This is a genomic window from Streptomyces sp. NPDC047079, assembly GCF_040643755.1.
In the GTDB taxonomy this organism is placed as follows: domain Bacteria; phylum Actinomycetota; class Actinomycetes; order Streptomycetales; family Streptomycetaceae; genus Streptomyces.
In genome coordinates this window covers 14563-36819 of the sequence record NZ_JBEYUZ010000003.1, presented here as the reverse complement: position 1 = coordinate 36819, position 22257 = coordinate 14563, and the positions used below count along the sequence as shown (strand labels likewise).

Genomic DNA, 22257 nt, shown 5'->3' with positions numbered 1-22257 from the left:
CTGCCCCAGGAAACCAGGCCACTTGGCGATCTTCCCAGGAGTTCCCTGAGAGGTGCCTGTGAGTTTCTCAGGGAAATCACAGATGCGTGAAAGGGCTCTCTCAGCGGGCCCCGACAAGGTGTCCACCATGACCACGACCTCGCCCCAGGGGCGCACCGAACTGCTGAGGCCGGACGGGAGCCCCGTCCGAGTGCTGGTGGTGGACGACGAGTTGTCGATCACCGAACTGCTCTCCATGGCCCTGCGCTACGAAGGCTGGCATATCCGCAGCGCGGGTGACGGGCAGGGCGCGATCCGGTCCGCGCGCGAGTTCCGGCCCGACGCCGTCGTCCTCGACATGATGCTCCCGGACATGGACGGTCTGAGCGTCCTGGGGCGGCTGCGTCGTGAACTGCCCGACGTGCCCGTGCTCTTTCTGACCGCCAAGGACGCAGTGGAGGACAGGATCGCGGGTCTGACCGCGGGTGGGGACGACTATGTCACCAAGCCGTTCAGCCTCGAGGAGGTCGTGGCCCGGCTGCGCGGGCTGATCCGGCGCTCCGGCGCCGCGGACCGCCGCTCGGACTCCGTCCTGGTCGTCGGGGACCTCACCCTGGACGAGGACAGCCACGAGGTGTCCCGGGCCGGGCAGAGCATCCATCTGACCGCGACCGAGTTCGAGCTGCTGCGCTTCCTGATGCGCAATCCGCGGCGCGTGCTCAGCAAGGCGCAGATCCTCGACCGTGTGTGGTCGTACGACTTCGGCGGGCAGGCCAATGTGGTCGAGCTCTATATCTCGTATCTGCGCCGGAAGATCGACGCCGGCCGTGAGCCGATGATCCACACCCGGCGCGGTGCCGGTTACCTGATCAAGCCCGCGGCGTCATGAGCAGGCGGCGACGGCCGCATACCCAGAGGCGAGGAAGCCGGCCGCGCACGCTGCGGACACGGCTGGTCGTCTCGTCGGTGGCGTTGATCGCCGTGGTGTGCGCGGTGATCGGCACGGTGACGGCGATCGCGCTGAGCCAGCACCTGAACGAGCAGAAGAACGCGCAGGTCGTCGAGGCCGGTCGGCGCGCCGCCGGGCTGCCCAAGGGTGCACCCGGCGAGGGGCCGCCCGATCCCGGGGACGGCTCGGCGACGACGTCCGGCACCTCGTCCCCGCCCAACTCCTCGGGCAGGGCCCAATCGACGGACGGCAAACTCGACTTCATCGTCACCAGGGGCGGGGCGCAGCCCGGGGCGGTCGCCGCCGTGGTCGACGCACAGGGCCGGATCGTCAAGGCGGCCGTCTCCGAGTCGCGCACCGACGGCAACGGCGGCTTCAAGGGCATGGTCCCCACCCAGCTCGGCGCCGCGGGGGTCGCCGCGCTCTCCACCGTGCCGAAGAAGGGCATCCACACCGTCGACATCCCGGCCCGGGGCGAGTACCGGGTCACGTACGTGGAGGGCACGCGCGGCAACTACTACATCGGGCTGCCCACCTCCGACGTCACCAACACCATCAACACCCTCGTCGTCGTCGAGGTCAGCGTCACCGCCGCCGGTCTCGTCGCCGCCGGGATCGCCGGATCCGTCCTGGTCGGCCTCGCCCTGCGGCCCCTGCGCAAGGTGGCCGGGACCGCCACCCGCGTCTCCGAACTGCCGCTGCACAGCGGCGAGGTCACCCTCAACGAGCGGGTGCCGGAGTCCGAGACCGATCCGCACACCGAGGTCGGGCAGGTCGGGGCCGCGCTCAACCGGATGCTGGACCACGTACACGGCGCCCTGCACGCACGGCAGCAGAGCGAGATGCGCGTACGGCAGTTCGTCGCCGACGCCAGTCACGAGCTGCGCACACCGCTCGCCTCCATCCGTGGGTACGCCGAGCTGACCCGGCGCGGACGCGAGGAGACCGGGCCCGACACCCGGCACGCCCTGAGAAGGATCGAGTCCGAGGCCGGGCGCATGACCCTCCTCGTCGAGGACCTGCTGCTGCTCGCCCGGCTGGACGCGGGGCGCCCGCTCCGGTTCGAGCGGACCGACCTCGTACCGCTCGTCGTGGACACCATCAGTGACGCTCGTGCGGCCGGGCGGGACCACAACTGGCGGCTGGAGCTGCCGGACGAGCCGGCGCTCGTGTCGGCGGACACCGCCCGGTTGCAGCAGGTGCTCGTCAATCTGCTCGGCAACGCCCGCACGCACACTCCGCCCGGTACGACCGTCACCGCACGCGTCGGGCGGCGGGGCCCATGGCTGTGTGTGGACGTCGGGGACGACGGACAGGGCATCCCGCCGGATCTGCTGCCGCACGTCTTCGAACGGTTCGCGCGCGGCGACTCGGCGCGCTCGCGGTCGACCGGCTCCACCGGACTCGGGCTCGCCATCGTGCAGGCCGTCACGACCGCGCACGGTGGTGAGGTGACCGTCGACAGCGCGCCCGGACGCACGGTGTTCACCGTGTATCTGCCGGCGCTCGGTCCGGACGTACCCGCGCCCGCTCCCGGAACGAGCCGGCAACGGCACTCACAGGCACAGCACAGCGCCACCACATGGGTGCGACAGGGCGCTTGAGAAGAGTCGGTCCCATGCGAACCGATTCCTCTCCCGGCACCCTGCCGGCGCGGGAGCACCTCCCGGCCGCCGGAGCCGGTACGCCTGTCCTGGACGTAGTGATCCCCGTCTACAACGAGGAGAAGGACCTCCAGCCGTGCGTGCTCAGACTGTACGAGCACCTCAGGCGCACGTTCCCGTACGCCTTCCGCATCACGATCGCGGACAACGCGTCCACGGACGCCACCCCGCAGGTGGCCGCGCGGCTGGAGGCGGAGGTCGCGGAGGTGACGTCCTTCCGGCTGGAGCAGAAGGGCCGCGGCCGTGCGCTGCGGACCGTCTGGTCCGTCTCGGACGCCCCGGTCCTCGCGTACATGGACGTGGACCTCTCGACCGACCTCAACGCGTTGCTGCCCCTGGTGGCACCGCTGATCTCGGGCCACTCCGACCTGGCGATCGGCTCCCGGCTGGCCCGGACCTCCCGGGTCGTACGCGGCCCAAAGCGGGAGTTCATCAGCCGCGCCTACAACCTCGTCCTGCGCGGCTCGCTCCAGGCCCGGTTCTCGGACGCGCAGTGCGGCTTCAAGGCGATCCGCCGCGATGTGGCCCAGGTGCTGCTGCCGCTGGTGGAGGACACCGGCTGGTTCTTCGACACCGAGATGCTGGTGCTCGCCGAGCGCGCCGGTCTGCGCATCCACGAGGTGCCGGTCGACTGGGTCGACGACCCCGATTCCACGGTGCACATCGTGAAGACGGCGACGGACGACCTCAAGGGCGTGTGGCGGATCGGCAGGGCGCTGGCCACCGGCTCGCTGCCACTGGACCGGCTCGCCCGGCCGTTCGGCGACGACCCGCGCGACCGGGACATCAAGGACGTCCCGCGTGGGCTGGCCCGTCAGCTCGTCGGCTTCTGTGTGGTCGGTGGTCTGTCCACCCTCTTCTATCTGCTGCTCTACAGCCTCTTCCGGCAGTTCTCGGGCGCGCAGATCGCCAACGCGCTCGCCCTGCTGGTCTCGGCGGTCGCCAACACGGCGGCCAACCGCCGGCTCACCTTCGGGGTGCGCGGCCGGGGCGGCGCGGCCCGCCACCAGGCGCAGGGCCTGGTCGTCTTCGGTATCGGCCTCGCTCTCACCAGCGGTTCCCTCGCCGCCTTGAACTCGGCGAGCGGCAACCCCGCGCATTCCACGGAACTCGCGGTGCTGATCGCCGCCAACCTCGCGGCGACCGTGCTGCGGTTCCTGCTCTTCCGGGCCTGGGTCTTCCCGGACCGGGGCGAGGACGACCGTGCGCCCGGCTACGCCCAGACCGGCCGCTACGACGACAGCGCGCCCGGCCATGACCAGACCCGCCGCTACGACGAGCAGACGCCCCGCGACCAGACGCCCCACGACCAGAGCCCCCGCCACGGTCGGCCGTACCAGTACCAGCCGCACCAAACGCACCAGCCGCACCAGCACTCCCAGCACTCCAAGCACTCCCAGCACTCCCAGCACTCCGAGCACTCCGAGCAGCGCCCTTCGCTGCCTCAGCGCCCCGCGGCGCCCCGATCCCCGTACGACACCGCCCCGTTCCGCGCCGATGCCGGCGCGGACCGCGCCATCCGGAGGGACGCCACCATGCCGCTGCGGCCGATGCGTCCGCAGGACACCGACCCGAGGGACTACCGATGACCACCCACTACGACCAGCCGACCCATCAGGGGGGTCCGGGGCCCCACTCCTGGGGGCCGCCCCCCACCGCTCCGCCGCAGGAGCCCGCTGATTCGCCGGCGTCGGCCCCCGGTGCCGGTGAGCCCACGCCGCCGCTCGCGCGCAGATTCCTGCGCGGCCGGCCCGAGGACCCCCGCTGGGCCCGCCCCGCGTTCCTCGGGCTGCTCCTCGCCACCGCTCTGCTGTACCTGTACGACCTGAGCGCCTCCGGCTACGCCAACTCCTTCTACTCCGCGGCGGTCCAGGCCGGCGGCAAGTCCTGGAAGGCGTTCTTCTTCGGCTCGCTGGACGCGGGCAACTCGATCACCGTGGACAAGCCCCCGGCCGCGCTGTGGCCGATGGCCCTGTCGGTGCGGATCTTCGGCCTGAACTCGTGGGCAATCCTCGTCCCCCAGGTGATCATGGGAGTCCTGACGGTCGCCGTGGTGTACGCGGCCGTCCGGCGACGGTTCAGCCCCGCGGCCGGCCTGATCGCGGGTGCCGTGCTGACGCTCACCCCGGTCGCGGCGCTGATGTTCCGTTTCAACAACCCGGACGCGCTGCTCGCGCTGCTGATGGCGCTCACGGTCTACTTCGTCGTCCGGGGCCTGGAGGACGGCCGCACCAAGTGGCTGGTGTGGGCAGGGGCCGCGGTCGGCTTCGCGTTCCTGACGAAGACCCTGCAAGCCTTTCTGATCCTGCCGGCACTGGCGGTCGTGTACGGGGTCTGCGCGCCCGTGCGGCTGAGGAAGAGGCTGCTGCAACTGGGCCTGGCGACGGTGGCGCTGGTCGTCTCCGGCGGCTGGTGGGTGGCGGTCGTCGAGCTGTGGCCCGCGTCCTCACGACCGTATGTCGGCGGCTCGCAGCACAACTCGTTCCTGGAACTGACCTTCGGCTACAACGGCCTCGGCCGCATCAACGGCGACGAGACCGGCAGCGTCGGTGGCGGTGGCGGTGGCGGTGGCGGCAACGGGGGCCGACGGTGGGGGACGACCGGCTGGCACCGGATGTTCGACTCCGAGATCGGTTCCCAGATCTCCTGGCTGCTGCCGGCCGCACTGATCCTGCTGGTCGCCGGTGTCGTGCTCACCAGGAAGGCGCGACGGACGGACCTGGTCCGCAGCTCGTTCCTCGCCTGGGGCGGCTCCCTGCTGATGACCGCGGTCGTCTTCAGCTACATGGCCGGCATCTTCCACCAGTACTACACGGTGGCCCTGGCCCCCTACATCGCCGCCCTGGTCGGCATGGGCGTCACGGTCCTGTGGGAGGAGCGGTCGAGGACATGGGCGTCGCTCACGCTCGCGGCCGCCGTCACGGCGACCGCCGCCTGGGGGTACGTGCTCCTCGACCGCACGCCCGACTACCTGCCCTGGCTGAAGTGGCTCGTCCTCGTCGGCGGTCTGGTCGGCGCCCTCGGTCTGATCTTCGTGACCCGGCTCGGCCGGCAACTGGCCCTAGCCGTGGTGGGTCTGAGCTTTGTGGCCTCGGTCGCCGGTCCGGCGGCGTACAGCCTCACCACGGTGAACCAGGGGCACACCGGGTCGATCGTCACGGCCGGTCCGACGGGCGCCGGCATGATGGGCGGTCCCGGCGGCGGGATGCGCGGCGGGTTCGGCGCAGGCATGCCGGGCCAGAACCAGCGGAACGGCGACGGCAACGCCCAGGGCGGACAGGGCGGCGGATTCCCGGGCGGTGGCACCGGCGGCTCCCCCGGCGGCCTTGCCGGGGGTGGCATCCCGGGCCAGACCGGCCAGAATCAGCAGGGCAACCCACAGGGCAACCGACAGGGCAACCAGCAGGGCGGCTTCCCCGGGGGCCGGAGGAGCGAGGGCGGTATGGGCGGCGCCGGCGGTATGGGCGGTCTGCTCGACGGCGCCGAGGTCGGCTCCGAGGCCAGGAAACTGCTGGAGCAGGACGCCGGGAAGTACACCTGGGTGGCCGCGTCCATCGGCTCCCAGAACGCCGCGAGCTATCAGCTCGCCACCGGTGACCCGGTGATGGCGATCGGCGGCTTCAACGGCAGCGACCCGTCCCCGACGCTGGCCCAGTTCCAGAAGTACGTGGCGCGGGGCGACATCCACTACTTCATCTCCGGGGGCGGTTTCGGCGGCCGGGGCGGCGGCACCGGCGGCTCCGACGTCTCCTCGCAGATCACCTCGTGGGTCGAGAAGAACTTCAAGAAGGTGACGGTCGGTTCGGCCACTTTCTACGACCTCACGCAGAAGACCGGCGGCTGACGGCCGGTCCACACCCGAAGGTCGGCCTGAAAGCGGTGGGCCGGGCACCTGCCCGGCCCACCGCTTTTCGCGGCGGCGGAAGGGGAAGACTCGGGGATGGCGGCCGCATGGCGGCCCGGCCGGTGCGGTGGCCGGGCGGCCGCGGGTCGGTGGTGGCCGCTCGCGTCCCCGCGGCGAAGCCGCAGGGGGGTGACGGCCTCGCGCCCCCCAAGGGGCACCTGGCATCGTGATCGGCGGTCGGAGTGTCGAGGAAGGTGCGCCATGGTGAAGGCAGCCCAGCGGGCGGGGCGTTTGGCGCGGACCAGCGTCTGGCTGGACGGCAAGGCGCCCCGGCGCGGCGGCTCGCGCGGGGGCGGCGGCCAGCCGTCCGGACTGGACCGCGAGCGGATCACCGGGGCGACCGTGCGGCTGCTGGACGCGGAGGGCCTCGCGAAGTTCTCGATGCGCCGACTGGCCGCCGAGCTGAACGTCACGGCGATGTCGGTCTACTGGTACGTGGACACCAAGGACGACCTGCTGGAGCTGGCGCTCGACGCGGTCTTCGGGGAGATGCGGCTGCCGGCCGCCGACTCGGGCCGGGACTGGCGCGAGCAGTTGCGGGCGCTCGCCGCGGAGTACCGGGCGCTGCTGGTGTGCCACCCCTGGCTGTCACCGCTGGCCGGGAGGTTCCTCAACATCGGCCCGCACGCCGTCGCCTTCTCGCTCGCCGTGCAGCGGGTGATCCGGTTGACCGGGCTGCCCGTGCACGGTCAGATGGGGGCGATCTCGGCGGTCTTCCAGTTCGTGTACGGATTCGGCACGATCGAGGGCCACTTCATCGACCGCTGCGCGGCGGCCGGGACGACCCAGGACGAGTATGTCCGTCAGGCGCTGAGCGCGGTGACGCAGAGCCCGGACTTCAGTGAGGTCGTGCGCCACTCCGCGGACCTCATCGAGGCCCGCGGCGGTGACACGGTGGAGGAGATGCGCGAACGCGACTTCGCGTTCGCGCTGGAGACGCTGATCGCGGGGATCGAGGCCATGGTCGCCCGGGGCCGGCCCGAGTGAGCCGGACGGTCAGCCCTGCGGGGCCGCCAGGCGGGCGGGGAAGCCGCCGGTCGCCACCGGGCCCCATTTCACCGGGGTGATCCGGATGATCGACTTGCCCTGCTTGACCATGGCAGCGCGGTATTCGTCCCAGTCCGGATGCTCGCCCGCGATGTTGCGGTAGTACTCGACGAGCGGCTCGACGGAGTCCGGTGTGTCGATGACCTCGGCGGTGCCGTCGATCTGGACCCACGGGCCGTTCCACTCGTCGCTGAGCACGATCAGGCTGACCCGTTCGTCCCGCTTGGCGTTGCGCGTCTTGGCCCGCTCCGGGTACGTGGAGACCACGATCCGGCCCGAGTCGTCGACCCCGCAGGTCAGCGGCGACCCCTGGGGGCTTGAGTCGGCGCGCCGCGTGAGCAGGATCGCGCGGTGCCGGGGGCGGACGAAGTCGAGCAGCTCGTCCAGCGATACGGCGGTGTTCGTCGCGATGTTCGGTGCCATGGGACGAAAGCCTAGGCGCTCACGCGGCCGGGGAGACTGACCCTGCCGTGCCTACGCCTGCGGGAGTGACTCACCTTGCACCGCCTGGATGTCCAGCTCCACCCGCAGCGTCGTGCCGATCGCGGCGATGCCCGCCTGGACGACCTGGTTGTAGTTCATCGCGAAGTCCTCGCGGCGCAGTTCCGTCGTGGCGCGGAAGGCCGCGCGGGTGCCGCCCCACGGGTCGGAGCCGGTGCCGAGGTAGGCGAGGTCGAGGTCGACCGGGCGGACGATGCCGCGCATGCCCAGCTCTCCGTGGACCGTCCAGCGGTCGGAGCCCGCGGCCGTCAGGCCGGTGGAGCGGTAGGTGATCTGCGGATACGTCTCGACGTCCAGGAAGTCGGCCGACCGCAGGTGGGTGTCGCGCATGCCGTTTCCCGTGTCGATGGACGAGGCGCTGATGACGGCTTCCACGCGGGACTTCTGCACCTCGTCCGGGGCGATCTCGATGCGCCCGGAGAACTCGGTGAACCGGCCGTGCACGCTGGAGATGCCCAGGTGCTGGGCGACCGCGCCCACCGAGGAGTGCGCCGGGTCGATGGTCCAGGGGCCGGGCGGCGGCAGTTCGGCGCCGCCCTGCCGGGCCAGCGTCACGGCCCCGATCTCGGCGCGGCCGCTCGCGGTGACGATCGCGCTGGAGGCGGCGGGCGCGTACCCGACCGCGGTCACGATCACCGTGTACGCGCCGGGTGCCAGCTCGGTGGTGTCCCGGACGGCCCCCTCCGCGTCGGCCTCGGCGCGCAGCACCTGCGTACCGGTCATGTCGGTCACGGTGACGACCGCGTGCGACACGGCCCAGCCGTCCCGCGTACGGATCCGTGCGGTCAGTGCCATCGTGTGGTCTCCCTCTAAATCCTCGGATATCCCCGTAGAAGCCTTAAAAATCCGGCCCGCGGGGGCGCACCTCCGCTCAGAGCGCGCACCCGCGGGCCGGGGTCCGACCTACTCGCCCGGATGGGCCAGTTCGATGTCGTGGTCGTCGACGCCGCGGCCGCTCACGTTCACAGCCGTGGCCACCGGCGGGTAGCCCGTCGCGATGACGGTGTACTCGCCGCTGCTCAGGTCGGTGAAGGCGTACGCCCCGTCCGTGCCGGTCGTGGCCGTGCCGACCACGTTGCCGGCCGCGTCCACCAGGGTCACCCGGGCGTCCGCGAGGGGGCCGTGCGGGGCGCGTACGACGCCCTGGACCTGGGCGCCGGAGTCGAGGTCGACCTCGATCCGGGTGACCCCGGTGCCGCCCACCTCGACGGGCAGGGCCCGCGGCCGGAAGCCGGAGGCGTTCACCGCGACGGTGACGGAGCCCGGCACCAGCTCGGCGAGGGAGAAGTCGCCCTGCTCGCCGGTGGTGGCGGTGGCCAGCAGATCACCACGGACGTCCGTGACGATCACCATCGCGTCCTTGACCGGCAGTGCGGTCTCGGCGGCCCGGACGACACCGGTCAGTCCGCTGGTGCCGCTGAGCAGGATGTCGTAGGACAGCGGTTCCCCGTTCACCACGATCGTGGACGCCTGCGGCTGGTAGCCGTCGGCGGAGGCGATCAGGACGTACGAGCCCGTGCCCGGCGCGTCCACGGCGTAGGAGCCGTCGGCCGTGGCGACCGACCGGCCCAGCTGGCGTCCTCCGAGGGAGATCAGCGTGACGGCGGCCCCCGGGACCGGGGCGCTCTCGGCGCCGCGGACGAAGCCGCGCACCGGGACGCCGCCGGAGGGCGCGGACTCGCCGGGTGCGGCGAGGGTGGCGACGGCCGCGAGCTTCTGCGTGCCCGTGCCCTCGGGGGCGGCCTCGGCGCCGGCGACGGCCCAGCTGGGAACCTTCTCCTCGGCGGCGACGGGCAGCCCGGCGGCGGCGGTCGCGGTGGCCACAGGGGCCTGGTCGGCCGCTGTGGCCACGGGGGCCTGGTCGGCCTCGGTCGCCGCGGCCTGCGCCAGGCCGCCACTGGTCCTCAGCGGGACCTCCTTGATGAACAGCGTGATCAGGAAGGCGAGGAACGCCATGCACGCGGCGATCAGGAAGACGTCCGCGATGGCGTGGCCGTACGAGCTCTCCATCAGAGTGCGCAGCGGCCGGGGCAGCTTGGCGAGATCCGGGATGGCGCCGCCGGAGCCTGCGCCGGCCGCGAGCCTCGCGTACTTCGGGCTGAGGTCGGCGAGGCCGTCCGTGAAGTAGTGGGTGATCCGGTGGGCCATGACCGCGCCGAGCGCGGAGACGCCTATCGCACCGCCGAGGGACCGGAAGAAGGTCACCGTGGAGCTGGCCGAACCGAGGTCGGTGGGCGCCACCTGGTTCTGCGTGGACAGCACCAGGTTCTGCATCATCATGCCGATGCCGAGACCCATCAGCGCCATGAAGACGGCCATCTCCCAGTAGGCCGTGTCGTAGCGGATGGTGCCGAGCAGGGCCAGACCCGCGGTGACGAGCACGCCACCGCTGACCAGCCACGCCTTCCACTTGCCGGTCTTGGTGATGATCTGGCCGGAGACGGTGGAGGAGACGAACAGTCCGCCGATCATCGGGATGGTCAGCACACCGGACATCGTGGGGGACTTGTCGCGGGCCAACTGGAAGTACTGGGCGAAGAACACCGTGCCGGTGAACATCGCGACGCCCACGAAGAGCGAGGCGAGGGACGACAGGGTGATGGTGCGGTTGCGGAACAGGCGCAGCGGGATGATCGGCTCGGCGGCCTTGGTCTCGATGAACACGAAGATCGCGCCGAGGACGATCGATCCCGCGATCATGGTGTACGTCTGCCAGGACAGCCAGTCGTACTTGTCACCGGCGAAGGTGACCCAGACCAGCAGCAGGGACACGGCGGCGGAGATGAAGAGCGCGCCGGCCCAGTCGACCTTGACGTCCCGCTTCACCACGGGCAGGTGCAGCGTCTTCTGGAGCACGATCAGCGCGATCACCGCGAAGGGCACGCCGACGTAGAAGCACCAGCGCCAGCCGAGCCAGTCGGTGTCGGTGATGACGCCGCCGATCAGCGGGCCGCCGACGGTCGCGACGGCGAAGGTGGCGCCGAGGTAGCCGGAGTAACGGCCGCGCTCACGCGGGGAGATCATCGCCGCCATGACGATCTGCGCCAGGGCGGACAGGCCGCCGACGCCGACGCCCTGGACGACACGGCAGGCTATGAGCATGCCGGGGTTCTGCGACAGGCCCGCGGCCATCGAGCCCAGGACGTAGATGACCAGGGCTATCTGGACGAGTGCCTTCTTGCTGTACAGGTCCGCGAGCTTGCCCCACAGCGGGGTCGTCGCGGTCATGGCCAGAAGCGACGCGGTGACGACCCAGGTGTAGGCGGACTGGCCGCCTCCGAGGTCGCCGATGATGTGCGGCAGCGCGTTGGAGACGATCGTGGACGACAGGATCGCCACGAACATGCCGAGCAGGAGCCCGGACAGGGCCTCCATGATCTGCCGGTGGGTCATCGGAGCGCCGTCCGGGGAGCCTCCCCCGTGCTTGGCGTGAGCCCGCACACCGGCTGGTGTGGTCGTTGCCATGGGCTTCCTTTTCTTACGTTCGTTATGCGGGTGTACGGGTGGTCCGGTGGGCAACGGTTTCCGCCACGGGGGCGGACTGCGCGAGCCGGGGTGCGGAGCGGCAGTCGCCGAAGCTGTTTCGCAGCCGTGCCATCAGCTGGATGAGCCGGCCGATGTCGTCGTCCGGCCAGTCGGCGAGCCGCTCGGCCAGCAGTTCGGCGCTGCGCCGGGACAGCTCGTCGAGCTGGGCCTGGCCGGCGCCGGTCAGGCGCAGGATGCGGGAGCGTTTGTCCGCGGGGTCGGGGGAGCGTTCGATCCAGCCGCGCTCCGCGACATGGGCGACATGGCGACTGGTGACCGACATGTCGACGGCCAGCAGCTCCGCCAGCTTGCTCATGCGCATGTCGCCGTGACGGCCGAGCAGGGACAGCACGGCGGCAGAGCCGCCGGGGCACTCGGGCGGCAGGATCCGCCCCATGTCCCTCTTTACAGCCCCGAAGGCGCTGAGCTGACGCGCCAGCTCCTCGTACTGTGCTCGCTCGGCCATCGCACCTCCCTCTAGATCGTTGCCTAGAGCAACCGTAGAGATATTGGTTGCTGCAGGCAAATTAATCATGGGCTTCAGCGGCAAAAACTTGGCAAAGGCAAGTATTGGCGAATGTAAATCCCGAGGTGGGGGGTGGGGAGGCCGGCCCGCCCGCCGGGCGCGGACCAGGCGATTCCGGCTGAACGGCCGTGAGGGCGGAGCCCCCCACTTGGGCGGCCACCGCGGATTCGCTAGGGTCTCGGGCCATGGCTAACACCCAGGGCCCCCAGGGCAACTACGACCCCGCCGGCAGCACGCAGATGTTCCGCGCGTTCGTCGACGAGGCGCCGCAGGCCAGGCAGTCGGCACCCGCTCCGGCAGGGCCGCGTATCGGCCTCATCGTCGGTGTCATCGCCGCCGTGGTGATCGTCGCCGCGGTCGCCTGGCTCGCGCTGAAGTAACCGGCCAAGAGCCGGACTTCGCAAGACCTCTTTCTCGTGGCGCCGTCGGCCTCCGCGCCCGCGCGCGGGCTCTGTGGCAGGCGCGCCCGGCGCGCGGGCTCAGTGGCAGGGGCGCCCGGAGTGACGAGCCTTGGCGAGGTGCACGGTGCGGCGGGCCTCAGCGGGGTTCCTGTGCCGGGCGCTTGCGGTTGCCGAAGGCCGCATCGCCTTCGCCGGCGCGCACGTGTCCAGAAAAGGGCCGCGGCCGTCCGGTGCACCCCGTCTCCCGGACGGCGGTGGCCTGACCTCGTGCTCCCTGAACTGACAGGCGCGCAAGGCGCGTTGGCGTGTCGAAGTCACCCCGCACCGGACACACCAGGGCCGCCGAGACCCCGCCACGGCCTCGGCGACCCTTCGACCACGTCACACCAAGCGGCTGTGAGGCACGGCCGACGAGGCGTCAACCTCCGTGAGTCGGGCGGGACTAGTCGGAGATCAAGCCCTCCCGCAGCTGAGCCAGCGTCCGGGTGAGCAGCCGGGAGACGTGCATCTGCGAGATGCCGACCTCCTCGCCGATCTGCGACTGCGTCATGTTCGCGAAGAAGCGCAGCATGATGATCCGCCGTTCGCGGGGCGGCAGTTTGGCCAGCAGCGGCTTGAGGGACTCGCGGTACTCCACGCCCTCCAGCGCCGAGTCCTCGTAGCCGAGGCGGTCCGCGAGCGAGCCCTCGCCGCCGTCGTCCTCAGGGGCCGGCGAGTCCAGCGACGACGCCGTGTACGCGTTGCCGACGGCGAGTCCGTCGACCACGTCCTCCTCCGACACCCCGAGCACGGAGGCGAGTTCGGTGACCGTCGGCGAGCGGTCGAGCTTCTGCGACAACTCGTCGCTGGCCTTGGTCAGGGCCAGGCGCAGCTCCTGGAGCCGGCGCGGCACCCGCACCGACCACGACGTGTCCCGGAAGAACCGCTTGATCTCGCCGACGACCGTCGGCATCGCGAAGGTCGGGAATTCCACGCCCCGTTCGCAGTCGAACCGGTCGATCGCCTTGATCAGCCCGATCGTGCCGACCTGGACGATGTCCTCCATAGGCTCGTTGCGGCTGCGGAAGCGGGCGGCCGCGTAGCGCACTAGGGGGAGGTTCAGCTCGATGAGCGTGTCCCGGACGTAGGCGCGCTCCGGGCTGTGCTCGTCGAGGGCGGCGAGCCGCAGGAAGAGGGAGCGGGACAGGGTGCGGGTGTCGATGGCTTCCGAGGACGGAAGGTCCGGGGCCTCGGGTGCCGGAACGATCTCGGCACCCGGGAGCTCCTGAGTGGCCGGAAGGTCCTGAAGCACGTCGGGCGCGGAGTCGCTCTGCATGAGCGTGAGCACCTTCGAGCTGCCCTGGTCTGCGGACATGCCACCCCCTTTGGGTCGCGGGACGGTCGCGGCGGACGCTCCCGTCGTGAGGAACGCAGCCTCCACCTGAATACCGGCCACGAGGCTGCGGCAAACGCGCTCCCGGAAGAATGTCACATGTCGGCAACACGCTGTAGTGACATGTCGACATGTGAGAGGTGAATGCGCCCTGGTTGAAGGGCTTCTGAGTGCCTTTCAGCGCGGAACTGTCGGGAAGAACCCTTGCGGGCGATTCGCTCGGGTGAGTTATGCGTCGATCCTGTTTGCGGATCTCAGACGCGCGAAACTCCTGGCGAGGAGCCTTGACACATGCATCTGGGAGACTCCCAGTTCGGCGCTGATCTGCGACTGAGTCAGATTGCTGTAGTAGCGCAGCAGCAGGATCCGCTGCTCGCGCTCGGGCAACTGTACGAGCAGGTGCCGTACGAGGTCGCGGTGCTCGACGCCGTCCAGGGCCGGGTCCTCGTAGCCGAGCCGGTCGAGGAGGCCCGGCAGTCCGTCACCTTCCTGGGCGGCCTCCAGGGAGGTGGCGTGATACGAGCGGCCCGCCTCGATACAGGCGAGCACCTCCTCCTCGGTGATGCGCAGCCGCTCGGCGATCTCGGCGGTGGTCGGGGAGCGCCCGTGCATCGTCGTCAGGTCCTCGGTGGCGCTGTTCACCTGCACCCACAGTTCGTGCAGCCGGCGCGGGACGTGCACCGTGCGGACGTTGTCGCGGAAGTAGCGCTTGATCTCGCCGACGACGGTCGGCATCGCGAAGGTCGGAAACTGCACGCCCCGGTCGGGGTCGAAGCGGTCGATGGCGTTGATCAGTCCGATGGTGCCGACCTGGACGACGTCCTCCATGGGCTCGTTGCGGGAGCGGAAGCGGGCGGCGGCGTAGCGCACGAGGGGGAGGTTCGCCTCGATGAGCGCCCCGCGCACGCGTTGGTGCTCCGGCGTGCCCGGTTCCAGGTTCTTGAGCTGGGCGAAGAGCACCTGGGTGAGGGCCCGGGTGTCGGCGCCGCGGCGCTTGGGGGCGGTCGCCGAGGCGGGGTCCGAGGGCGCGGAGGAGGCGTCCGAGGGCGCGGAGGAGGCACTGTCCGGCGGCGGCGAGGCGGAGGAGGCGGTATCGGGGGGCTGTGAGGCAGGGGAAGCGGCGTCGGGCGGCTGGGGGTCGGAGGAGGCGGAAGGGGTACAGAGGGCGTCGTCGGGTTCCTGGGGTTCGGGGGAGGCGGTTCTGGATTCCTGGGGCCGTGCGGGGGCCGTGGCGGGTGTCCGGTGCCGGTCGGGACCCGGGCTCGGAGCCTCCTCGTCCTGCGGCGGCGCAGTACTGGCCGACACGGTCAACGCCACCTCTTCGTCCGTTAACGCCTCTGTCAACTCAACCATCAAAAGCGGTCATAGCATCACAAGAATGGACACTGTGTGCAAGCACCCCATAACTCCGTGTTGAGGGAGAGTTGGGGCACAGGGCACGCAAGACACAGGAGAGCCCCCCACCGTTCCGATGGAGGGCTCCGCGAGGGGTGTCGCACGGAATCCGTGCTCGCTGTCGCTCAGATTTCGTAGTCCGCGATCACCCATGTGGCGAACTCGCGCCACAGCGCGACGCCCGCCTGGTGCGCCGGGTGCTCGAGGTAACGGCGCAGAGCGTCCGTGTCGTCGACCGCCGAATTGATCGCATAGTCGTAGGCGATGGGCCGGTCGGTGATGTTCCAGGCGCATTCCCAGAAGCGCAGCTCGTCGATCCGGCCGCCGAGGGCCTCGAACGCGCGCACCCCCTCCACGACGCGCGGGTCGTCACGCCGGACGCCCTCGTTGAGCTTGAAGAGGACCAGGTGACGGATCACGGGCGCTCCCAGGGGTGTGACGGGGGCCGCCCGGCCGAGGGGAGCCTCACTTGGCTCCGTCGGCGATCCACGTCATGAAGTGGCCGATGGCCTTGGCGGCACTGGAGATGCCCTCGAACCCTATCTGGACGTAGTCCGCGGCCTTGGCGGGGTCGGTGATGATCACGTAGAGCGCGAAGACCACGAGCGCGTACAGCGCGATCTTCTTTCCCTGCACCGCCACCGCGGCCTCCCCCGTCTGCTGCGCCCCGTGGGCCCGTTCGCCGGCGGTGAGTGTATCTCGGCCGGGCGTTCGGGACCCGCAAAAGATCACGAATGCACCAGGTCCTCACTCGACCCTTTCCCGGCGGTGGCACGGCGGAGACCCGTCCCGCGGACGGGACTCCGCGGGCTTCCGCGGCCGGGGCTTTCGCGGACGCACGAAGGGCCCCGTCTGTCGACGGGGCCCTTCTCCGGCGGTAGCGGAGGGATTTGAACCCTCGGTGACTTGCGCCACACTCGCTTTCGAGGCGAGCTCCTTCGGCCGCTCGGACACGCTACCGAGGGAGACCCTACCCCAAGGGGGGCCGTGGTCCGAAATCCGTTTCCGGGTATCGCCAGGCAGGGATTCTCAGCGGCCCCGGAAGAAGTCCGTGAGGAGCTGGGCGCACCGGTCGGCGAGCACGCCGCCGACGACCTCGGGGCGGTGGTTGAGACGCCGGTCGCGCACCAGGTCCCACAGCGACCCGACCGCGCCGGCCTTGTCGTCGCGCGCGCCGTAGACCAGCCGGTCCACCCGGGACTGCTGCACCGCGCCCGCGCACATCGTGCAGGGCTCCAGCGTGACGACGAGCGTGCAGCCGGACAGCCGCCACTCGCCGAGCGCGCTCGCGGCCCGGCGGAGCGCGAGGAGCTCCGCATGGGCCGTCGGATCCCCCGTCGCCTCGCGTTCGTTGTGGCCGGTGGCCAGCACCGAGCCGTCCTGGGACAGCACAACCGCGCCGACGGGCACGTCACCGCCCTCGGCGGCCTTGCCGGCCTCGTCCAGGGCGAGCCGCATCGCGGCCCGCCACCGGTCGCGTACCGGATCGGGGGCCGGCGTCCCGTCCTCGGTCACCGGTGCTCCTAGCGGACGGTCTCCAGGACCTCCGAGGCGCCCAGTGCCTCGGCGATCGAGTTGAGGGCGTCCTCGGCGTCCAGGATGCGCAGCTCCTTCTCGCCGACACCGAGATCGTCGAGGATCTCGCTGTCGCCCACGGGGCCGTGCGGTACGGCGGTGTCCGAGCCCGTCGTGTCGTCGTCGTCCTCGGGCTCACCGTCCTCCGTGCCGTCGAGGTCGAGGGAGTCCAGGTCGGCGACGTCGTCGCCGGGCTCCCTTCCGAGCAGTTCGTCGGTGAGCAGGATCTCGCCGTACGAGCTGCGGGCGGCGGCGGAGGCGTCCGACACGTAGATACGAGGGTCGTCCTCGCCGTCCACGCGGACGACGCCGAACCACGCGTCCTCCTGCTCGATGAGTACGAGCACCGTGTCCTCGTCGACCGAGGCGTCGCGGGCCAGGTCGGTCAGATCCGACAGGGTCTCCACATCGTCGAGCTCTGTGTCGCTCGCTTCCCACCCGTCTTCGGTGCGCGCGAGCAGTGCGGCGAAGTACACCGTGACTCTCCCACTGGTCATAGGCGTGCCGGTTGGGGGTCCCCCCGGCGGAGGTTGTGGGCGGGGAGTGTTCTCTCCGAGCCCCACCCACTCGGAATCGTGGCAGAAACAAGGCGCTCAGGGGACGTCTTCGACTCCCTGTGTCTGGCCGTTTCGATCGCGGATGCCCCGACCGAACACCCCGATCGAAGCGGTCCACTCACCAGCGCACTCATTGCCGCCACCAGCGGATCGTACGCGGCCCGGGGCGGTGTGGCCGCATGGCCACCCCCGCGGCGGCCGCGTCGCTACCAGCGGAAGGTGCGCATACGCATCGCGTGACGCAGCCGCGCGGCCTTGGCGCGGCGGGGCTGGACGCGGTCGCGGAGCTCCCGGGCCTCCGTGAGTTCGCGCAGGAACAGGGCCCGGCGCCGCCTGCGCTCGGCGTCCGTCTCCTGCGGTTCGACGTCCTCGTGGGATTCCCGGTCCGGCATAGGCACACCACCCCAGTCGCGTCCCTCCCACTTTCCCCCTGATGGGGGGTTCGATGCCAGGGTGGAAGCGGTCGCGAACGGGCCGCGGGCCGGTCGGCGGGAGCTCGGGGGTACGGCCGCGCGGTGGCCGGGGGAAGCCCGGTTACTGTTAGGGACATGCGTCTCCTCGTCGTCGACCACCCCCTGGTCGCCCACAAGCTCACCACGTTGCGCGACCGCCGCACCGACTCCGCGACCTTCCGTCGGCTCGCCGACGAACTCGTCACCCTGCTCGCCTACGAGGCCACGCGGGACGTGCGCACCGACCAGATCGACATCGAGACCCCGGTCGCCGCCACCACCGGCGTCAAGCTTTCCCGCCCCCGCCCGCTGGTCGTGCCGATCCTGAGGGCCGGCCTCGGGATGCTCGACGGCATGGTCCGGCTGCTGCCGACCGCCGAGGTGGGCTTCCTCGGCATGATCCGCAACGAGGAGACGCTCCAGGCCTCCACGTACGCGACGCGTATGCCCGAGGACCTGTCGGGGCGCCAGGTGTACGTGCTGGACCCGATGCTGGCGACCGGCGGCACGCTTGTCGCGGCGATCCAGGAGCTGATCAGGCGCGGGGCGCGCGACGTGACGGCCGTGGTGCTGCTCGCCGCCCCGGAGGGCGTCGAGGTGATGGAGCGCGAACTGGCGGGCACGCCGGTCACGGTGGTCACGGCCGCCGTCGACGACCACCTCAACGAGCTCGGCTACATCGTGCCGGGCCTGGGCGACGCGGGTGACCGGCTGTACGGGGCAGCGGAGTAGACGGCGTACGCCGGCCGGGCGGGTCTCGCCGACGGCTGTCGTGGCCGGGCGGGTCTCGCCCGTGGCCGCCATGACTTGGCGGGGCTCGCCGACGGCTGTCGCGGCCTGGCGGGTCTCGCCGGTGGCAGGCACCGCTGTCCGGTGCGCCGGTCAGGCACCTTCCGTACCCGTTGGCGAGGCAGCCCCTTTTCTCCGGCCCACGCATCCGCACCCCGGACACCGCGGTCACGTCGGCGGGGTGGAGCCGCTCAGCAGCTCTTCTTGGCGTTCTTGCCCGGCGACGGGGACGGTGACGGGGCGCTCAGTGCCGCCAGGGCCTTGTCCGCGTCCGGCTGGGCCGTCAGGGACTTGAAACCGTCGCCCAGGATGAGGTCGACGGCCGTACCCGTGCGGGCGTCGGTGCGGCGCTCGGCGTCCGCGAGCTGCGTGCCGAGAACCGGCAGGGCGCTGTCCACGGCGGCCTTGGGGCCGAGCAGCAGCCCAGTGCCCTTGACCTTCTTGTCGTAGTCCTCGGTCGCGTTGCCCACCGTGCCGATGCGGAAGCCTCGCTTCTTCAGCTCGTCCGCGGTCTCCTTGGCCAGGCCGGTGCGGGCCGTGGCGTTGAAGACGTTGACGGTGATCTGCCCGGGCTGGGGCAGGGCTTCGGCGCGGGTCGCGGGAGACGCGCTCGCCTTGGTCGCGCAGCCCGTCTTCGAGCCGGCCACCAACGTCCTGTCGCCGCCGGTGAAGACCTCGATGAGCTGCAGGGTCCCCCAGCCGATCACGCCGACGGCGGCCACCGACGCGACGATGGCGAACACGAGCCTGCCGCGGCGTCGGGGCCGGCGCATCCTCGGATACTTGCCCCCCGTGATCCGGTACTGGCCACCCATGCCGGGGGGAGTCAGCATGCTCATGGGCGCAGCGTAGTGCTCCCGGGCGGCAATGCCTACTAGATGATCATTGGGAGCCCCTCAGTCCAACCCGAACGGGTCATGCGCAGTGGGCGCGCCGCGTCGGGCCCGAGCCCGCCGGAAAAGCCGGACCGGCGCCCGGACCAGCGGACCAAGCCCGGGAATCAGTCGAGTTCGAGGACTCTCGCGTGCAGGACCTGGCGCTGCTGCAACGCCGCGCGCACCGCGCGGTGGAGGCCGTCCTCCAGATACAGGTCGCCCTGCCACTTCACGACGTGCGCGAAGAGGTCGCCGTAGAACGTCGAGTCCTCGGCGAGGAGCGTTTCCAGATCGAGCTGCTGCTTGGTCGTCACGAGCTGATCGAGGCGGACCGGGCGCGGCGCGACGTCCGCCCACTGCCGGGTGCTTTCCCGGCCGTGGTCGGGGTACGGCCGGCCGTTTCCGATGCGCTTGAAGATCACACGGAAAGCCTACCGGGCCTGACGTTCCGGGCGCAGCCATGGCGACGGAGTGCGACGCTGGAAAAGACGCGGTAAACGGGTGCAAAAAGGATCAGGGGCTTGAGATGAGCGACAGTCGGCCGGTGCCCGGACCCACCGCGCCCGAGGCCCCCGGGAACGCTCCCGCGCTCCCGCCAAAGGCCCGGGACATCGCCGCCGGTTACGCCTTCGCGGGTCCGGCCGTCGAGCTGGGCGCCCTGGTGTGGGACGGGCAGTGCCTGCCGGACGCGCCGATCCGTGTCCCGCTGTCGGCGCTCAACCGGCACGGTCTGGTCGCGGGTGCCACCGGCACCGGGAAGACGAGGACGCTGCAACTGATCGCCGAGCAACTGTCGGCCCAGGGCGTGCCGGTGTTCCTGGCGGATGTCAAGGGGGACCTCTCCGGTGTCTCGGCGCCGGGGCAGGCGAACGAGCGGGTGTGCGCCCGGGCGGCCGAGGTCGGTCAGAACTGGACTCCCGCCGCCTGCCCGGCCGAGTTCTACGCGCTGGGCGGCACCGGCCAGGGCATCCCCGTGCGCGCCACGATCACGAGCTTCGGCCCGGTGCTGCTGTCGAAGGTGCTCCGGTTGAACCAGACCCAGGAACAGTCGCTCGGCCTGGTCTTCCACTACGCGGACAGCAAGGGCCTGGAGCTGATCGACCTGAAGGACCTGCGGGCGGTGGTGGCCTTCCTGGCGTCGGACGAGGGCAGGGAGGAACTGAAGGAGATCGGCGGCCTGTCCACGGCGACGGCCGGGGTGATCCTGCGGGCGCTGACGGCCTTCGAGGTGGAGGGGATGGCGCCCTTCTTCGGGGAGCCGGAGTTCGACACCGGTGAGCTGCTGCGGACGGCGTCCGACGGCCGGGGCCTGGTGTCCGTACTCGAACTGCCCGCGGTCCAGGACAAGCCGCGGCTGTTCTCCACCTTTCTGATGTGGCTGGTGGCGGACCTCTTCCACGACCTTCCGGAGGTCGGTGACGTCGACAAGCCGAAGCTGGTCTTCTTCTTTGACGAGGCGCACCTGCTGTTCGACGACGCGTCCGAGGACTTCCTGGACTCGATCACGCAGACGGTACGGCTGATCCGCTCGAAGGGTGTCGGCGTCTTCTTCGTCACACAGACCGCGAGCGACGTGCCCGCGGATGTCCTGGCCCAGCTCGGCAACCGCGTCCAGCACGCGCTGCGCGCCTTCACCCCGGACGACCAGAAGGCGCTGAGGGCCACGGTGCGGACCTTCCCCACCTCCGCCTACGACCTGGAGGAGGTGCTGACCGGCCTCGGCACGGGGGAGGCCGCGGTGACGGTCCTGAGCGACAGGGGCGCGCCGACACCGGTCGCGGTGACGCGGCTGAGGGCCCCGGAGTCCTTGATGGGGCCGGTGGCCGCGGAGGCGCTGGACAGGGCGGTCAGGTCGTCGCCGCTGTACGAGCGTTACGCGGAGGCGGTCGACCGTGAGTCGGCATACGAGAGGCTCGCGGCCCGGGAGGCGGCCAGCCGGCCGGTCCAGGAGACGGCCGCGTCCGGAGGGGAGCCGGGGCGGGAGGAGCCCTCCGTGGTCGAACAGGTCGTCACCAGCGGGGCCTTCAGGTCCCTGGCGCGCTCCCTGGGCACGCAACTGGGCCGGGAGATCACCCGCTCGCTCTTCGGAACGGCCCGCCGTAGGCATTAGGGCGGGCACCGCGCGGGGGGTCCGGAGAGGGCGGCCGCCCGGTGGGGGGCGGCCGCTGTGTGCTACTCCTGGTCACCCTCCCGGGTGAGGGCGGGCGGGGGCTCCTCCCCGGTGTCGGGCTCGGGGTCGGGTTTCGGTCGGGTGCTGCGGGCGGCCTCGGCCCGCAGCAGGGCGAGCAGGGCCGCGTACGGATCTCTGGGCATGACTTCGTCCTCGCATTGCTGACGGCAGGTGACGGTGCGGAGGCAGGACCGGTCAGCAGAGCAGGACGACGGTGCGCAGGGCGGACAGGGCGGGGAAGAACGGCGCCCGTGCGGGCGCGCGGCCGGAGGACTGCGGTTCGTACGGCCCGCAGGTCCCTCGTGGCACCGGCCGCAGCGGCGCGGGGGCACGGGGTCCCTGAGGGCCGGCCGGCCGCAGCGCCGCCACGAGCACCTCGTGCTCCGCCTCGCATGCCTGGGCCGCTGACAGCACCTCGGGTTCGGCTGTCATGGCCTCGGCGTTCGCACCGGCGGCGAGGAGCGCGAGGAGCACCAGGAGAACCCGCAGCCAGGCATACCGACGAGCGGTACGAGGGGGGTGCGGGGTGGTGCTCACAGGGGTCATCTGCCCGTCGACACGGCGCGGTTCATCGCA

General features: G+C 71.1%; 23 protein-coding genes and 1 tRNA gene. 8 read left to right on the top strand and 16 right to left on the bottom strand.

Annotated elements, in window-relative coordinates:
- Positions 1 to 127: 127 nt before the first annotated feature.
- From ABZ823_RS04995 to ABZ823_RS04975, 5 genes are all read left to right on the top strand, one after another.
- Positions 128 to 868, top strand: coding sequence for a response regulator transcription factor (locus ABZ823_RS04995; RefSeq protein ID WP_361653752.1), 741 nt, complete (start codon positions 128 to 130; stop codon positions 866 to 868).
- A complete protein-coding gene (locus ABZ823_RS04990) occupies positions 865 to 2532 on the top strand; it encodes a HAMP domain-containing sensor histidine kinase (RefSeq protein WP_361653750.1) in 1668 nt (555 codons plus the stop codon). Before ABZ823_RS04995 ends, ABZ823_RS04990 begins: the two co-directional genes overlap by 4 nt.
- A 14-nt stretch (positions 2533 to 2546) precedes the next feature.
- Positions 2547 to 4181, top strand: a complete 1635-nt coding sequence (locus tag ABZ823_RS04985) for a glycosyltransferase (RefSeq protein ID WP_361653748.1) — start codon at positions 2547 to 2549, stop codon at positions 4179 to 4181.
- Positions 4178 to 6436, top strand: coding sequence for a glycosyltransferase family 39 protein (locus tag ABZ823_RS04980; protein WP_361653746.1), 2259 nt, complete (start codon positions 4178 to 4180; stop codon positions 6434 to 6436). The genes ABZ823_RS04985 and ABZ823_RS04980 overlap by 4 nt, the downstream gene beginning before the upstream one ends.
- A 261-nt stretch (positions 6437 to 6697) precedes the next feature.
- A complete protein-coding gene (locus ABZ823_RS04975; RefSeq protein WP_361653744.1) occupies positions 6698 to 7483 on the top strand; it encodes a TetR/AcrR family transcriptional regulator in 786 nt (261 codons plus the stop codon).
- A gap of 9 nt (positions 7484 to 7492) precedes the next feature.
- On the opposite strand, the gene ABZ823_RS04970 is transcribed toward ABZ823_RS04975, so the two are convergent.
- The 4 genes from ABZ823_RS04970 to ABZ823_RS04955 all read right to left on the bottom strand — a co-directional run bounded on the left by ABZ823_RS04970 (position 7493) and on the right by ABZ823_RS04955 (position 12035).
- Complete coding sequence (locus ABZ823_RS04970; RefSeq protein WP_361653742.1) at positions 7493 to 7966, bottom strand: PPOX class F420-dependent oxidoreductase; 474 nt, start codon at positions 7964 to 7966, stop codon at positions 7493 to 7495.
- A 51-nt stretch (positions 7967 to 8017) separates the two neighbouring features.
- Positions 8018 to 8839: a YceI family protein gene (locus tag ABZ823_RS04965; RefSeq protein ID WP_361653740.1), complete on the bottom strand. Its 822-nt coding sequence runs from the start codon at positions 8837 to 8839 to the stop codon at positions 8018 to 8020.
- 108 nt (positions 8840 to 8947) lie between these two features.
- Positions 8948 to 11509 (bottom strand): MFS transporter, encoded by a 2562-nt coding sequence (locus ABZ823_RS04960; RefSeq protein WP_361653738.1) that lies wholly within the window; start codon positions 11507 to 11509, stop codon positions 8948 to 8950.
- A 22-nt stretch (positions 11510 to 11531) separates the two neighbouring features.
- The gene (locus ABZ823_RS04955) at positions 11532 to 12035 is read right to left on the bottom strand and encodes a MarR family transcriptional regulator (protein ID WP_361653736.1); all 504 of its coding nucleotides are present in this window, start codon (positions 12033 to 12035) and stop codon (positions 11532 to 11534) included.
- A gap of 245 nt (positions 12036 to 12280) precedes the next feature.
- On the opposite strand from ABZ823_RS04955, the gene ABZ823_RS04950 reads away from it, so the two are divergent.
- Entirely contained in the window at positions 12281 to 12475 is a 195-nt protein-coding gene (locus tag ABZ823_RS04950; RefSeq protein WP_361653734.1) for a hypothetical protein, read from the top strand.
- A 463-nt stretch (positions 12476 to 12938) separates the two neighbouring features.
- Here ABZ823_RS04950 and ABZ823_RS04945 read toward each other — a convergent pair whose 3' ends face one another.
- The 8 genes from ABZ823_RS04945 to ABZ823_RS04910 form a co-directional block, all read right to left on the bottom strand.
- Positions 12939 to 13850, bottom strand: coding sequence for an RNA polymerase sigma factor SigF (locus tag ABZ823_RS04945; protein WP_361653732.1), 912 nt, complete (start codon positions 13848 to 13850; stop codon positions 12939 to 12941).
- 246 nt (positions 13851 to 14096) lie between these two features.
- Positions 14097 to 15173, bottom strand: a complete 1077-nt coding sequence (locus tag ABZ823_RS04940) for a SigB/SigF/SigG family RNA polymerase sigma factor (RefSeq protein ID WP_361653730.1) — start codon at positions 15171 to 15173, stop codon at positions 14097 to 14099.
- A gap of 215 nt (positions 15174 to 15388) precedes the next feature.
- Entirely contained in the window at positions 15389 to 15682 is a 294-nt protein-coding gene (locus ABZ823_RS04935) for a Dabb family protein (protein ID WP_361653728.1), read from the bottom strand.
- Between the two features lie 46 nt (positions 15683 to 15728).
- Positions 15729 to 15905, bottom strand: coding sequence for a hypothetical protein (locus tag ABZ823_RS04930; protein ID WP_361653726.1), 177 nt, complete (start codon positions 15903 to 15905; stop codon positions 15729 to 15731).
- 233 nt (positions 15906 to 16138) lie between these two features.
- Positions 16139 to 16223, bottom strand: a tRNA-Ser gene (locus tag ABZ823_RS04925).
- A gap of 69 nt (positions 16224 to 16292) precedes the next feature.
- On the bottom strand, positions 16293 to 16721 hold the full coding sequence (gene tadA, locus ABZ823_RS04920; RefSeq protein ID WP_361654734.1) for a tRNA adenosine(34) deaminase TadA: 429 nt from the start codon (positions 16719 to 16721) through the stop codon (positions 16293 to 16295).
- 65 nt (positions 16722 to 16786) lie between these two features.
- Positions 16787 to 17314: a hypothetical protein gene (locus ABZ823_RS04915; protein ID WP_361654731.1), complete on the bottom strand. Its 528-nt coding sequence runs from the start codon at positions 17312 to 17314 to the stop codon at positions 16787 to 16789.
- Positions 17315 to 17601: 287 nt separating this feature from the next.
- Entirely contained in the window at positions 17602 to 17787 is a 186-nt protein-coding gene (locus tag ABZ823_RS04910) for a hypothetical protein (RefSeq protein ID WP_361653724.1), read from the bottom strand.
- 156 nt (positions 17788 to 17943) lie between these two features.
- Here ABZ823_RS04910 and upp point away from each other — a divergent pair, with 156 nt between their 5' ends.
- Positions 17944 to 18579 carry a uracil phosphoribosyltransferase gene (gene upp / locus ABZ823_RS04905; RefSeq protein ID WP_361653722.1) on the top strand — a complete coding sequence of 212 codons (636 nt, stop codon included), beginning with the start codon at positions 17944 to 17946 and terminating at the stop codon, positions 18577 to 18579.
- A 248-nt stretch (positions 18580 to 18827) separates the two neighbouring features.
- Here the strand turns inward: upp and ABZ823_RS04900 are convergent, their stop codons facing one another.
- Together ABZ823_RS04900 and ABZ823_RS04895 are read right to left on the bottom strand one after the other, a co-directional pair.
- Positions 18828 to 19475 carry a LytR C-terminal domain-containing protein gene (locus ABZ823_RS04900; protein ID WP_361653720.1) on the bottom strand — a complete coding sequence of 216 codons (648 nt, stop codon included), beginning with the start codon at positions 19473 to 19475 and terminating at the stop codon, positions 18828 to 18830.
- Positions 19476 to 19636: 161 nt separating this feature from the next.
- Positions 19637 to 19933, bottom strand: coding sequence for a type II toxin-antitoxin system VapB family antitoxin (locus tag ABZ823_RS04895; RefSeq protein ID WP_004943146.1), 297 nt, complete (start codon positions 19931 to 19933; stop codon positions 19637 to 19639).
- 104 nt (positions 19934 to 20037) lie between these two features.
- Here ABZ823_RS04895 and ABZ823_RS04890 point away from each other — a divergent pair, with 104 nt between their 5' ends.
- A complete protein-coding gene (locus ABZ823_RS04890; protein ID WP_361653718.1) occupies positions 20038 to 21621 on the top strand; it encodes a helicase HerA-like domain-containing protein in 1584 nt (527 codons plus the stop codon).
- A gap of 62 nt (positions 21622 to 21683) precedes the next feature.
- Here the strand turns inward: ABZ823_RS04890 and ABZ823_RS04885 are convergent, their stop codons facing one another.
- The gene (locus ABZ823_RS04885; protein WP_361653716.1) at positions 21684 to 21824 is read right to left on the bottom strand and encodes a hypothetical protein; all 141 of its coding nucleotides are present in this window, start codon (positions 21822 to 21824) and stop codon (positions 21684 to 21686) included.
- A gap of 52 nt (positions 21825 to 21876) precedes the next feature.
- The gene (locus tag ABZ823_RS04880) at positions 21877 to 22227 is read right to left on the bottom strand and encodes a hypothetical protein (RefSeq protein ID WP_361653714.1); all 351 of its coding nucleotides are present in this window, start codon (positions 22225 to 22227) and stop codon (positions 21877 to 21879) included.
- Positions 22228 to 22257: the final 30 nt, after the last annotated feature.